Annotated in this window: 9 protein-coding genes; 3 read left to right on the top strand and 6 right to left on the bottom strand. The window is 61.0% G+C overall.

The genetic code is table 11. The annotated features are described in order from the left end of the window. Positions 1–41: 41 nt before the first annotated feature. Both AC4PS7_RS10570 and aqpZ read left to right on the top strand, forming a co-directional pair. A complete protein-coding gene (locus AC4PS7_RS10570; protein ID WP_010208613.1) occupies positions 42–1,874 on the top strand; it encodes an ABC transporter ATP-binding protein in 1,833 nt (610 codons plus the stop codon). Between the two features lie 292 nt (positions 1,875–2,166). Then, a complete protein-coding gene (aqpZ, locus tag AC4PS7_RS10565; protein WP_021490887.1) occupies positions 2,167–2,868 on the top strand; it encodes an aquaporin Z in 702 nt (233 codons plus the stop codon). Positions 2,869–2,988: 120 nt separating this feature from the next. Here aqpZ and AC4PS7_RS10560 read toward each other — a convergent pair whose 3' ends face one another. Continuing rightward, entirely contained in the window at positions 2,989–4,113 is a 1,125-nt protein-coding gene (locus AC4PS7_RS10560) for a GNAT family N-acetyltransferase (protein ID WP_010208611.1), read from the bottom strand. Positions 4,114–4,397: 284 nt separating this feature from the next. Here AC4PS7_RS10560 and AC4PS7_RS10555 point away from each other — a divergent pair, with 284 nt between their 5' ends. Beyond that, a complete protein-coding gene (locus AC4PS7_RS10555; RefSeq protein WP_492179398.1) occupies positions 4,398–5,720 on the top strand; it encodes a putative porin in 1,323 nt (440 codons plus the stop codon). A gap of 107 nt (positions 5,721–5,827) precedes the next feature. Here AC4PS7_RS10555 and AC4PS7_RS10550 read toward each other — a convergent pair whose 3' ends face one another. The 5 genes from AC4PS7_RS10550 to aceK form a co-directional block, all read right to left on the bottom strand. Next, entirely contained in the window at positions 5,828–6,073 is a 246-nt protein-coding gene (locus AC4PS7_RS10550) for an anti-sigma factor family protein (RefSeq protein ID WP_010208608.1), read from the bottom strand. Further along, the gene (locus tag AC4PS7_RS10545; protein ID WP_010208606.1) at positions 6,067–6,681 is read right to left on the bottom strand and encodes an RNA polymerase sigma factor; all 615 of its coding nucleotides are present in this window, start codon (positions 6,679–6,681) and stop codon (positions 6,067–6,069) included. Before AC4PS7_RS10545 ends, AC4PS7_RS10550 begins: the two co-directional genes overlap by 7 nt. A 17-nt stretch (positions 6,682–6,698) precedes the next feature. Further along, positions 6,699–7,820, bottom strand: a complete 1,122-nt coding sequence (locus tag AC4PS7_RS10540) for a beta-ketoacyl-ACP synthase III (RefSeq protein ID WP_010208605.1) — start codon at positions 7,818–7,820, stop codon at positions 6,699–6,701. Between the two features lie 351 nt (positions 7,821–8,171). Further along, positions 8,172–12,083, bottom strand: a complete 3,912-nt coding sequence (gene hrpA / locus AC4PS7_RS10535; protein WP_042571890.1) for an ATP-dependent RNA helicase HrpA — start codon at positions 12,081–12,083, stop codon at positions 8,172–8,174. 70 nt (positions 12,084–12,153) lie between these two features. After that, positions 12,154–13,869, bottom strand: a complete 1,716-nt coding sequence (aceK, locus tag AC4PS7_RS10530) for a bifunctional isocitrate dehydrogenase kinase/phosphatase (protein ID WP_021490891.1) — start codon at positions 13,867–13,869, stop codon at positions 12,154–12,156. Positions 13,870–14,022: the final 153 nt, after the last annotated feature.

Raw genomic sequence — 14,022 nt, 5'->3', positions numbered from 1 at the left:
CGCGCATTTGAAAGGAGAGCCCGCCACGCGGGTCATACCTAATGCTCTATCGTCGTTTTGAACAACTGATCGATATTTTCCGCGACGCCCCCAGCGCCGCCCCGCCCGACAAAGTCCTGCCTTTCTACCTCTACTACCTGCGCCAGGTGTGGCCGCACTTCGCCGCCTTGCTGGTGGTGGGCCTGATCGGTGCACTGATCGAAGTCGCGCTGTTCAGCTACCTGAGTCGCATCATCGACCTGGCCCAGGGCACGCCGCCCGCAGACTTCTTCCAGGTTCACAGCACCGAGCTGATCTGGATGGCCGTGGTCGCCTTGCTGCTGCGCCCGATCTTCGGCGCCCTGCATGACCTGCTGGTGCACCAGACCATCAGCCCCGGCATGACCAGCCTGATCCGCTGGCAGAACCACAGTTACGTGCTCAAGCAGAGCCTGAATTTTTTCCAGAACGACTTCGCCGGGCGTATTGCCCAGCGCATCATGCAAACCGGCAACTCCCTGCGCGACTCTGCGGTGGCGGCGGTGGATGCGATCTGGCACGTAGCGATCTACGCCATCAGTTCCCTGGTGCTGTTTGCCGAAGCCGACTGGCGTCTGATGATCCCGCTGGTGACCTGGATCATTTGCTACGGCCTGGCGCTGCGCTACTTCGTGCCACGGGTGAAGGAACGCTCGGTGATTTCTTCCGAAGCGCGCTCCAAATTGATGGGCCGCATCGTCGACGGCTACACCAACATCACCACCTTGAAGTTGTTCGCCCATACCCGTTATGAGCAGGAATACGCCAAGGAAGCGATCATCGAGCAGACCGAAAAAACCCAGCTGGCCAGCCGCGTGGTGACCAGCATGGACATCGTGATCACCACCATGAACGGCCTGCTGATCGTCACTACCACCGGCCTGGCGCTGTGGTTGTGGACGCAGTCGCTGATCTCGGTGGGCGCGATTGCACTGGCCACCGGTTTGGTGATCCGTATCGTCAACATGTCCGGCTGGATCATGTGGGTGGTCAACGGCATTTTCGAAAACATCGGCCAGGTGCAGGACGGCCTGAAGACCATCGCCCAGCCGCTGGCCGTGATCGACCGCGACAATGCCCCGCGCCTGAGCGTGCCCCATGGCGAAGTGCGCTTCGAGCAGGTGGATTTCCACTATGGCAAGAAGAGCGGGATCATTGGCGGCCTCAACCTTGAGATCAAGGCCGGTGAAAAGATCGGCCTGATCGGCCCGTCCGGTGCGGGCAAGTCGACCCTGGTCAACCTGCTGCTGCGCCTCTACGACCTGCAAGGTGGGCGCATCCTGATCGACGGCCAGAACATCGCCGACGTTGCCCAGGAAAGTTTGCGCGAACAGATCGGCATGATCACCCAGGACACGTCGCTGCTGCACCGCTCGATCCGCGACAACTTGCTGTACGGCAAACCGGACGCCACCGATGAAGAACTCTGGGCCGCCGTGCACAAGGCGCGCGCCGATGAGTTCATCCCGCTGCTGTCGGACTCCGAGGGCCGCACCGGACTGGACGCGCATGTCGGTGAGCGCGGGGTAAAACTCTCCGGCGGCCAACGCCAACGTATCGCCATTGCCCGCGTGCTGCTCAAGGACGCGCCCATCCTGATCATGGACGAAGCCACCTCCGCGCTGGACTCGGAAGTGGAAGCCGCCATTCAGGAGAGTCTGGAAACCCTGATGCAGGGCAAGACGGTGATCGCAATCGCACACCGGTTGTCGACCATTGCGCGAATGGATCGCCTGGTGGTGCTGGAGAAAGGCCAGATTGCCGAGAGCGGCAGCCACGCCGAATTGCTCGCCCATGGCGGGCTGTATGCGCGGTTGTGGCAGCATCAGACGGGTGGGTTTGTCGGTATCGACTGACAATTCCGAGCTTATACACAATCAAAAATGTGGGAGCGGGCTTGCTCGCGAATGCGTTGGATCAGTCAAGACATCCAGTGACTGACACTCCGCATTCGCGAGCAAGCTCGCTCCCACATTCGCTCAGCGCCAGGCTTGCGAACTCATCGGCCCCTGGCGCTTTTTCATGCTCTGGATTTGTGCCGCAACCGTGCTGTAATCAGTGCAGTGCCCAGACGGGCGCTGAAGTAAATCTGCAGGGAGCATCACTGATTTACAGATCCGGTAGAGCGATCTATCAAGGACGGGTTGCATGTCTTTGTTCAAGCGTTCAATCACAGAGGGGTTAGGTACGTTTTGGTTGGTGTTGGGCGGTTGCGGGAGTGCGGTGTTGGCCGCAGCGTTTCCTGCAGTCGGGATCGGGTTGTTGGGTGTGTCCCTGGCATTCGGGCTCACGGTGCTGACCATGGCGTTCGCCATCGGGCATATCAGCGGTTGTCACCTCAACCCGGCGGTGTCGGTAGGGCTGGTCGTGGGCGGACGGTTTCCGGCCAGGGAACTGCCGGCGTACATCGTGGCGCAGGTGGTCGGCGGTACGATCGCCGCTGCGCTGCTGTATTTCATTGCCAGTGGTAAACCGGGGTTCGAACTGGCGTCGGGCTTGGCGTCCAACGGCTATGGCGAGCACTCGCCCGGCGGTTATTCGATGGTGGCGGGGTTTGTCTGTGAGCTGGTAATGACCGCCATGTTCGTGGTGATCATCCTCGGCGCCACCGACCGCCGTGCCCCGCCGGGCCTTGCGCCCGTCGCCATCGGCCTGGCGCTGACACTCATCCACTTGATCTCCATTCCCGTGACCAACACCTCGGTCAACCCGGCCCGCAGTACCGGTCCGGCCCTGATCGTCGGCGGGTGGGCGATCCAGCAATTGTGGATGTTCTGGCTCGCGCCGATCCTGGGCGCGGTAATCGGTGGTGTCACCTACCGCTGGCTGGGCAAGGAGGAACCGACCTAGCCCCCCCCTGCAGGAGCGAGCGTGCTCACGAAAAACGTCAAGGATAACGCGGGCGGTCTGGTTTTACGTGGGGTCTTGGTTCTTCGCGAGCAAGCACGCTCCTACAGCGGGACCCGAGCGTTACACCTGCCGATAAGGCAGGGCCGTCCTCGCCTCCTCGGCATACGCCACGATCCCCACCCGCTCACGCTCGAGGAAATCCTCCACGGCATTCTTCAAACCCGGATGGCGCAGGTAGTGCCATGACCGTGTAATCACCGGCTCAAACCCGCGAATCAACTTGTGCTCACCCTGGGCCCCCGCGTCGAAGCGTTGCAGGCCGTGGGCAATGGCGTAGTCCATACCTTGATAGAAACAGGTTTCGAAATGCAGGCGGTCGAACTCCGCCAGGCAGCCCCAGTAGCGACCGTAGAAACTGTCGCCGCCGATCAGGCTGAAGGCCATGGCCACCGGGCGTGCGCCTTGTTTGGCCAGTACCACGCGGATCGCTTCGGGCATGCGCTCGGCCAGCAGGCTGAAGAACGCGCGAGTCAGGTAGGGCGATTGCCGGCGGATAGCGTAGGTGTTGGCGTAGCAGGCGTAGACAAAATCCCACTGCGCCTCGCTCAGTTCGTGGCCGCGCAGCCACTCGAAGTCGATGCCCTGCCCCGCCACTTGTTCGCGCTCTTTGCGCATCTGTTTGCGCTTGCGCGAACTCAGCGCATCGAGAAAGTCCTGGAAGTCGCGGTAACCCCGGTTCTGCCAGTGAAACTGACAGCCCAGGCGCTGCAGCCAGCCCGGATGTTGGGCCAGCGCGGCGTCGGCCAGCTCGTCAGTGAAGTTGATGTGAGCACTGGAGAGGCCTTCAATTTCCAGGTAACCCGGCAGGCTTTTCAGCAGTTCGAAACCCTCGTCTGCACTCGCCGCCAGCAGGCGTGGCCCACTGACCGGACTGAAAGGCACGGCAGTCAGCAACTTAGGGTAGTACTCAATGCCAGCCCGCTCGCAGGCATCCGCCCAACCGTGATCAAACACATATTCGCCGTAGGAATGCCACTTGCGGTAACTGGGCAGCGCCGCCACCAGCCGATCGCCCTCCCAATGCAACAAATGCTCCGGCTGCCAACCCGATTGCGGGCCCAGGCTGGCGCTGTCTTCCAATGCGCTCAGGAACGCGTGCCGCACGAACGGCTGGGCCTGTGGCACCAGTGCATCCCAGGTTTGCGGGGCGATTTCGGACAGGCTGTCCAGGCGTTGCAACGGCATCGGCATCCTCACTGGTTTGGGGGCGTGAAAGCCTGGCGAGTATCGCTGATTGCCGGCCTTGGCACACCCCCGTTTCGCGCGACAAGGCACTAAACCAATAGTTCCGAACATGAAAAATTTGTCATCTAGATGACATCACTTCGCCACTGCTCCGTCATAAACGATCGTGATACTGACGCCTGTTTTTAGAGCGCCTGGTTCTACCCGGCGGCTATTTTTCCGTCCGTCATCGGTCGGTTGTGTCCTGGATGGTTAGCCATCCCTCCTCACTTTCGGAGATTGATATGCGTCTTGCTTCCACTAAAACTGCGGCGGTTCTGTGCGGCGGCCTGTTACTGGCCCTGAGCGTTCCAGCCAGCGCTGCAGTCGACGCTAAATTGCTCGACATGCTCAAGGCCAACGGCCAGATCACCGCAGCGCAGTACACCGAACTGCAAAGCGAACTGGCCAAAGACCAGAAAGAACAGCAGATCGCACGGCAAGCTCAACAAGAGACCAACGAACAGATCGCGGCCACCGCGAAGAAAACCAACGAGCTGAGCAGCTTCGACCAGAAGCTGGCCTGGGCGGCCAAGACTCAGTTCAAGGGTGACGTACGTTTCCGCCAGGAAACCGTGAAGATCCAGGGCGAATCCAACAATGGCGGCCGCGACAAGGACCGTCAGCGCATCCGTGCCCGCCTGGGCGCCTACACCGAGATCAACTCGCAAGTCGACACGGGCATCCGCATTGCCACCGGCAGCAGCGACGATGCTCGTTCGACCAACCAGGACCAGGACAACTACTTCGACAAGAAGTCGATCTGGCTGGACCTCGGCTACATCGACTATCACCCGGACCAGATCAAGAACCTGCACGTGATCGGCGGCAAAATGCTGCAACCGTGGGTGAGCATGGGCGACGTCATCTGGGATAGCGACATCAACCCTGAAGGCCTGGCCCTGACTTACAAATACCCACTGGGCAGCAGTGCCGAGCTGTTCGGCAGCCTCGGTAACTACAACCTCAAGGACAACGTCGACGGCGACGGCGTGCAATTCCGCCACGACCTGCGCCTGACCTCAGGCCAGTTGGGGACGCGCTTTTCGGTCACCGACAACCTGAAAATGACCCTGGGCGGCAGCGTCTACGCCTACCAGAACGACAAGGACAGCCGTTGCACAACCACCACCACGCCTTGCGCACTGGCGGTCAACGGTAACTCGGCCGACAACCAGTTCCGTTTGTATGAAGGTTTTGCCCAAGCCGACATCGGCGGCCTGGCAGTACCGCTGGCGTTCTACGGCCAGTACGTGAAAAACAACGATGCCGTGACCGACCAGGACACCGCCTGGCTGATCGGCGCCAAGTCCAAGGTGTTCGGTTTCAACCTGGACTACAACTACCGCGACATTCAACGTAATGCCGTGGTGGGTTCCTTCACCGACTCGGACTTCGCCAACGGCACCACCGGTTCGCGCGGGCATAAGATGAAGGTCAGCTACGACATCGACAAGAACTTCGCTCTCGGTGCCACCTACTTCCTGACCAAGGCCGACTACGCCAGCCGCACCCAGCGTGATGCGAACACCAACACCCTGCAGCTCGATGCAGAAGCCAAGTTCTAACGCTCAGTGTTGAAAACCTTGGGCCAGGACGGCCCGAGGTGGCAGAACCCGTCTTGCGTGGGTGGATCGCTCCCCATCATCCGTTCGCTCTACCCACGCGAGCCTGCTTATTCCCCGTCTTTGTGATGCTTGAGCCGCTCGTCAGCCAGACGCTGCGCCAAGGCCTCCACACCCTCTACCGGCTCATCCGGCATGATCTTCAGCGTCGCCTGCATCAGGCGCATCTGGCGGATAAACCGGCGACAGTTCGGGCAGAACATCAAGTGATGACGCACCAGCAGACGCTCGCGAAAGGTCAATTGCCCATCGAGATAGTCACTGGAACGTGCCACTTGTTCTTTACAGGTCAACATTCGCCCGTTTCCTCAAAATGCTCCACCGTGGCGAAGACTTTAAGCCGCGCTCGATGCAACAGCACACGGACATTGGAGAGCGACAGCGTCAGAAGATTACAAATCTCTTCCAACTCCAGCCCCTGGCGCTCACGCAACACCAGCACGCTGCTTTGCAACTCAGACAAGCTCAGCAACGTATGCTCCAGGCATTTGCGCAGTTCATCCTCGGTCAGCAGGGCTTCCGGGGTGTCCTGGTGCCAGGCGTAGGGGGCAACGGCCCAGTGACCATCATCGGGGGAGAAACGGTCATCACCAAGGGTACCGTGGGGCGAAGGCAGGTCATCGAGCAACACTTCGCGACGATTCTGCTTGTAGCGCCCCTTGGCGGCGTTGGCGGTGATGGTCAGCAGCCAGGTCTTGAGGCTGGAACGCCCTTCGAACTTGGCCAGGTTGCGCACCACCGACAGCCAGGCGTCCTGCACGACTTCGTCGGCGTGACGCTGGCCGACGATGGCGTAGGCCACCGCCCGCATGGCGCTTTGGTAGGTGGTGACCAGTTCCTTGTAGGCCCGCTGCTCACCCTTGAGCAGCCGTTCAAGCAGGTGCGCGTCGTCCGCTGCTGCCATTCAAGACCTCGATTGTCTTAGCGTTTGCGCAGGATCACGCTACCGATCGAATAGCCCGCGCCAAACGAGCTGAGCACCGCCACGGAGCCCTTGGGCAAATCATCCTGATAGGTGTGGAAGGCGATCACCGAGCCCGCCGAACTGGTATTGGCGTAAGTATCGAGGATCACCGGCGCTTCTTCCACCGAGGCTTCGCGGCCCAGCAGTTTCTTCACGATCAGGTGGTTCATGCTCAGGTTGGCCTGGTGCAGCCAGAAGCGCTTCACATCGGCCACGTTCAGCTGGTTTTCTTCCAAATGCACACCGATCAGCTCGGCCACCATCGGGCACACGTCGCGGAACACCTTGCGGCCTTCCTGCACGAACAGCTTGTCCGGCGCGCCGATGCCTTCTTCCGCGGCGCGGTTGAGGAAGCCGAAGTTGTTGCGGATGTTATTGGAGAACTTGGTCAGCAGCTTGGTGCTCACCACGTCGAACTGATGCTCGGAAGTCGCCAGGTCGGCGCGCTCCAGCACCACGGCCGTTGCCGCGTCACCAAAGATGAAGTGGCTGTCGCGGTCGCGGAAATTCAGGTGGCCGGTGCAGACTTCCGGGTTGACCATCAAGATCGCCCGCGCCTGGCCCAGCTGGATGCTGTTGGCCGCGTTCTGGATGCCGAAGGTGGCCGAGGAACACGCCACGTTCATGTCAAAACCAAAACCTTCGATACCCAGGGCCTCCTGGACTTCAATGGCGATGGCCGGGTAGGCACGTTGCAAGTTGGAGCAGGCGACGATCACCCCGTCGATGTCGGCGGCGGTCTTGCCCGCGCGTTGCAGGGCTTGTTCGGCGGCGCCGACGGCCATCTGGCAGAGCACCGACCATTCGTCGTTGCTGCGCTCGGGAAGGCGTGGGGCCATGCGCTGCGGGTCGAGAATGCCGTCCTTGTCCATCACAAAGCGGCTCTTGATGCCCGAGGCTTTTTCGATGAAGGCTGCGCTGGATTCAGTCAGCGGCTGCACGTCACCGCGCTCGATGGCGGCGGCGTTGTCGCTGTTGAACTGATGCACGTAGGCATTGAAAGACTGCACCAGCTCTTCGTTGGAGATGCTGTTGGCCGGGGTGTACAGGCCAGTGCCGCTGATGACGACGTTATGCACGGTCGTTCCTCTAAATCTGTCAGGCAGAAGATATTGGTACCGTCGTACCAAACTATAAGTAGTTCGATCCCGCCCAGCGGACATCAAACTGGCATCGCTTTATTCCATCGCGTCGCAGCCCTTCACGACGATCCCGGCATTTATAACCGCGAAGTTTGCCACAAACCCAGGGTTTTGGCGCCATATCCCCAATAAACACTGCATTCACCGGAGCACCCTAAATCGAGTGTGGGGGCGAGCTTGCTCGCGAAGGCGGTGTGTCAGTCGCTACATGTATGGCTGACACACCGCCTTCGCGAGCAAGCCCACTCCCACATTGGACCTGCGTCGTCCTTGAGACCGGGAACGATCTCAGGCCTCCACCAAACTCCACTGTTTACTCAGGCGCTTGTCGGAAATCGGCACTTTGGTGCCCAGTTGCTGAGCAAACAACGACACCCGGTATTCCTCCAACCACCAGCGATAGAGCTCCAGCTGAGGATCGCGCTTGCCTTCCTGGGCATGCTTTTTCAGACGGTTTTCGTAGTGCGTCCACAAGCCGGCCAGTTCGCCGCTCCACACCCGGTCCTTTTGCACCTGGCTCGGCAGTTTCTCCAGGCGCAACTCGATGGCCTTGAGGTAACGCGGCAACTCCTTGAACCAGTGCGCCGGGGTTTCCCGCACGAAACCTGGGTACACCAGGTGGCTCAGTTGCTGCTTGATGTCGTTCAGCGCCACGGCTTGGGCGAGGTCGATCTTGCCTTTGAAGCGTTTTTGCAGGCCGTGCCACAGTTTCAGCACATCCAGGGTCAAGCGCGCCAGGCGCTCGGCGTGTTCGGTCCAACTGCCGCGCTTGCGCTCGGCCAAGGCAGCCAGACCGGCACCATCACGCGGCAGGTTGGTTTCGCCTTCGAGTACGCAAGTGTCGAGGCTGGCCAGCAGGATGTCTTCTACCAACGCATCGATGCGGCCCAGCTCGCGGTACATCAGGCCCAGCTCAGTCAAGCCCGGCAATTTGCCGCGCAGGAATTTTGCCGGTTCTGCCAACTGCTGCATCAGCAGGCGTTGCAAGGCGCGGCGATGTTGGAATTCAGCTTCGGCAGCGGTGGAGAAGCGCCCCTCTTTGACCGTGCCGCCTTCTTCCACCAACGCCGGATACACCGTCATCGACAGCCCGGCGATCTTCTGCTGGGTCTTTTCCGCCACCGCCGCAAACACCTTGGCTTCAACCGGCTGTTGGCTTTTCGCGGTTTGCGGCACTGCCAGCGCGGCCTGGCTGGCCTCGGCAAAGCGCGCGGTCAGTTCGGCCAGGTCGCGGCCTTCACCCAGGAACTTGCCCTGGCCGTCGACCACTTCCAGGTTCATCTTCAGGTGGCTTTCCACCTGCTGCGCGGCTTCGGCCCAGGCTTCATCGCTGACCCGCGCACCCGTCATGCGCAGCAACTCGCGCCCCAGCGCCTGGGGCAACGAACCCTGGCCGAACTCGATGCGTTGCAGCGCGGCCTTGACGAAGTCCGGCACCGGCACGAAGTTTTTGCGCAGGGCCTTGGGCAGGTTGCGCACCAGGGCAATGCACTTGGCTTCGATCACCCCCGGCACCAGCCACTCCAGACGCTCGGGTGGCAAGGCCGGCAGCAACGGTGCCGGCACGCGCAAGGTCACGCCGTCACGCGGGTGGTTGGGCTCGAAGTGGTAACTCAACGCCAGTTCGAGGTCGCCCAGGTGCAGGGTGTCCGGATAATGCGCGGCGGTGACTTCACTGGCTTCGCGGGCCAGCACGTCCTCTTCGCGCATGATCAGCAGTTGGGGGTCTTTCTGGCTGTTGATTTTGTACCAGCTGTCGAAGGTCGCAGTCTGGTGGATCTCCGCCGGCAACCGCGCGTCGTAGAAGGCATACAGGGTTTCTTCATCCGCCAGAATGTCACGACGGCGCGCCTTGGCTTCCAACTCGTCGAGCTGTTCCAGCAGTTGCTGGTTGGCCGTGAGGCACTTGGCCCGCGACTGGATCTCGCCACGCACCAGGCCCTCGCGGATAAACAGCTCGCGGGACACCACCGGGTCAATCGGACCGTAATGCACCGGGCGACGCCCGACCACAATCAGCCCGAACAGCGTGATCTGCTCAAAGGCCACGACCTGCCCACGCTTCTTCTCCCAATGAGGTTCGAAGTGGTTTTTCTTGATCAGGTGACCAGCCAGCGGCTCGATCCAGTCGGCGTCGATCTTGGCGACCATGCGCGCATACAGCTTGGTGGTTTCCACCAGTTCGGCGGTCATCAGCCATTGCGGGCGCTTTTTGCCGATGCCCGACGACGGGTGAATCCAGAAGCGGCGCTGACGCGCGCCGAGGTAATCGCCGTCTTCGGTTTTCTGGCCGATCTGGCTGAGCAGCCCGGACAACACCGCCTTGTGCAGTTTCGGGAAGTCCGCCGGCTCTTTGTTGACCGTCAGCTGCATGTCGCGGCAGATCAGGCTCAACTGACGATGGGAATCGCGCCACTCGCGCAAGCGCAGGTAGTTGAGGAAGTTCTTGCGGCACCAGTTGCGCAGCGGGCTGGCGGTGAGTTCCTGGCGCTGCTCTTCAAAGCCGCGCCATAGATTGACCAGCCCGGCAAAGTCCGAATCCGGATCTTTCCACTGTGCGTGAGCCTGATCCGCGGCTTGCTGGCGTTCCGGCGGACGCTCGCGCGGGTCCTGGATCGACATGGCGCTGGCGACGATCAGTACTTCCTGCAAGCTGCCGAGCTTGGCGGCTTCCAGCAGCATGCGGCCCATGCGCGGGTCCACCGGCAGGCGTGCCAATTGGCGACCCAGTGGCGTGAGCTGGCTGTTGCGGTCCACCGCCGACAGCTCTTGCAGCAGGTTGAAGCCATCGCTGATGGCCTTGCCGTCCGGCGGTTCGATAAACGGGAAATCGGTGATCTCGCCGAGGCGCAGGTGCAGCATCTGCAGGATCACTGCGGCGAGGTTGGTGCGCAGGATTTCGGGATCGGTAAACTCCGGACGCCCGATAAAATCCTCTTCGCTGTACAAGCGCACGCAAATGCCCGGCTCGACCCGGCCGCAACGGCCTTTACGCTGGTTGGCGCTGGCCTGGGAGATCGCCTCGATCGGCAGACGCTGCACCTTGGCGCGGTAGCTGTAACGGCTGATGCGCGCGGTGCCGCTGTCGATCACATAACGAATGCCCGGCACGGTCAGCGAGGTTTCCGCAACGTTGGTCGCCAGCACCACGCGACGCCCCGGGTGGGATTGGAAGATGCGCTGCTGTTCGGCTGGCGACAGGCGCGCATACAACGGCAGGATTTCGGTGTGCTTGAGCTGGGCCTTGCGCAGCATCTCGGCAGCGTCACGAATCTCACGCTCTCCCGGCAGGAACACCAGCACATCGCCGGGGCTGCGCCGTTCGCTGCGCTCATAGGCGGCGATTTCATCCAGGGTGGCGAGGATCGCCTGGTCAACGGTCAAGTCGTCCTCGACGCGGTTGCCTTCTTCATCCTGTTCCAAGGTCAGCGGGCGATACCAGGTGTCTACCGGGAAAGTACGGCCCGACACCTCGACAATCGGCGCATCGTCGAAATGCTTGGAGAAGCGCTCCAGGTCGATGGTCGCCGAGGTGATGATGACCTTCAGGTCCGGGCGACGCGGCAGCAGGGTTTTCAGGTAGCCCAGCAAGAAGTCGATGTTCAGGCTGCGTTCGTGGGCTTCGTCGACAATGATCGTGTCGTAGCGTTCCAGGTAGCGATCGTTCTGGGTTTCCGCCAGCAGGATGCCGTCGGTCATCAGCTTGATCAGGGTATTGGAGTCACTCTGGTCTTCGAAGCGCACCTGATAGCCGACCAGCGCGCCCAAGGGCGTGGCCAGTTCTTCGGCGACGCGGCTGGCCACGCTACGCGCGGCAATCCGGCGTGGCTGGGTGTGACCGATCAGGCCGAACTGGCCACGCCCGATTTCCAGGCAGATCTTCGGCAACTGGGTGGTTTTACCCGAACCGGTCTCGCCGGCAATGATCAGCACCTGGTGCTTGTTCAGCGCCTCTTTGATTTCATCGCGCTTGGCCGCGATCGGCAGGCTGTCGTCATAACGGATCACCGGCAGGCTGGCACGCCGCGCCGTGACCTGGGCGCAGGACGCCTGCATGCGCGCAACCCACTGCGCCAACTTTTCCTCGTCGGGCTTCTTGCGCAGCTCAAGCAGCTGCCGCCGCAAGCGGTGGCGGTCGGCGAGCATGGCGTGGTCGAGGTTGTTCAGCAATTGGTCGATAGCGGGCGCTTGATCAGTCATCAGGTACGTATAGGTCGTCTATTTATGCAGGGGGCGGATTGTCGCAGAAAACCGCCAAAGCGCGCGCCCCTCATTCGTTATCGCGGTCTTTGCGCCTGTACGGGAACACGTCGATGACCTTACCGGCACGAATCGCCTCCTGCAGCCCTTTCCAGTAATCGGCGTTGTACAGCTCGCCATGCAGCTCATCAAACAGCTTGCGCTGGCCAGCATCGGCGAACAGGAACGGCGGGAACTCCTCGGGGAATACATCCAGCGGGCCAATGGAATACCAGGGTTCCGAAGCCATTTCATCCTCGGGGGTGCGCGGCGCGGGGATGTGGCGGAAGTTGGCCTCGGTGAGAAAGCAGATTTCGTCGTAGTCGTAGAACACCACACGGCCGTGGCGGGTGACACCGAAGTTCTTCAAAAGCATGTCGCCGGGGAAGATATTCGCCGCCGCCAGTTGCTTGATCGCCAGGCCGTAGTCTTCCAGGGCTTCACGCACCTGGGCGGGGTTGGCGTTGTCGAGATAGAGGTTGAGCGGGGTCATGCGTCGTTCAGTCCAGCAGTGGCGGATCAACACGGTGTCGCCTTCCACTTCGACGGTACCGGCGGCGACTTCCAGCAGTTCGGCCAGGCATTCGGGCTCGAATTTGCTCAAGGGGAAACGGAAGTCGGCGAACTCCTGGGTATCGGCCATGCGCCCGACCCGGTCGACGCTTTTAACCAGGCGGTACTTCTCGATCACCGTGGCGCGGTTAACGTTTTTCGACGGCGAAAAACGGTCCTTGATGATCTTGAACACCGTGTTGAAGCCCGGCAGGGTAAACACGCTCATGACCATGCCACGCACGCCGGGGGCCATAATGAATTGATCATCGGTGGTCGCCAGGTGGTTGATCAGCGCGCGGTAAAACTCCGACTTGCCGTGCTTGTAGAAACCGATGGAGGTGTACAGCTCGGCGATGTGCTTGCCCGGCAGGATACGCTTGAGAAAGCCGACGAATTCCGCCGGCACCGGTACATCCACCATGAAGTAGGAGCGGGTGAACGAAAAGATGATCGACACCTCAGCTTCGTCGGTGATCAACGCGTCGATCTGGATGCCCTGCCCTTCACGGTGCAACAGGGGAATCACCAGCGGCCATTGTTCGTCGCGGGTATAGATGCGTCCTACAAGGTAGGCGCCCTTGTTGCGGTAGAGCACCGAGGAAAACAGCTCGACCTTGAGGTCCGGGTCCTTGCACACCCAGTCCGGCAGGTTTTCCCGCAGTTGGGTTTCGAGGCGGTGCAGGTCGCTTGCCAGGTCCGCGTAAGGTTCACTGAAACGGTAGTCGGCAAAGATCTGCGCGAGCATTTGCGGGATGTTCCCGGCGGGCGTGTACGTGCGCGTCTGCGCGGCCCGTGCCCGGCGCAGGCTGGGCCGGGTGGTGTGGATGAACATGCAGCCGTCACTGATCAGGTCATGACTGAACAGCCCGCAGAAGATCGAGTTGTACCAGGTCTCGGACAGCTCATCGTCGAAACGCAGGTCGATCAGCCCGATGTAGGCGCTTTTCACCACGGGCCACGTGTCGATATCAAGCAGTGTGCCGTCATCGAAGTGTTCGCGCAGGCGCGCAGTCACTTCACTGACCTTTTCTTCATAGAGGTTGATCCGTGCCGCCGACGCCGCCTGCCCCTGCTGCCACTGAGCCCTCTCAAAACGCTCGCGGGCGCCGTCGGTGATCTGGCGGAAGTGCTCACGGTAATCGTCGAAGCCATCGAGGATCATCTGGGCGACAGCGAGGGCGGATTGCGACATGCGGGAAACCTCGAACGGGCATCTGGATGCCCTGAGCTTAGCCAGTGTACGAGAACAGGAGAAGAGTCATTTCTTGCACTGCCTTGTACAACTTCGTTCATTTCGTACATTTATTTGCAATTTTCTAAATCCGACCATTCGGTCAATAAACGC

This window comes from Pseudomonas sp. DW-iso3 (assembly GCF_058725305.1).
The sequence above is the reverse complement of the archived record's forward strand: the minus strand, read 5'-3'. Positions and strand labels throughout refer to the sequence as shown.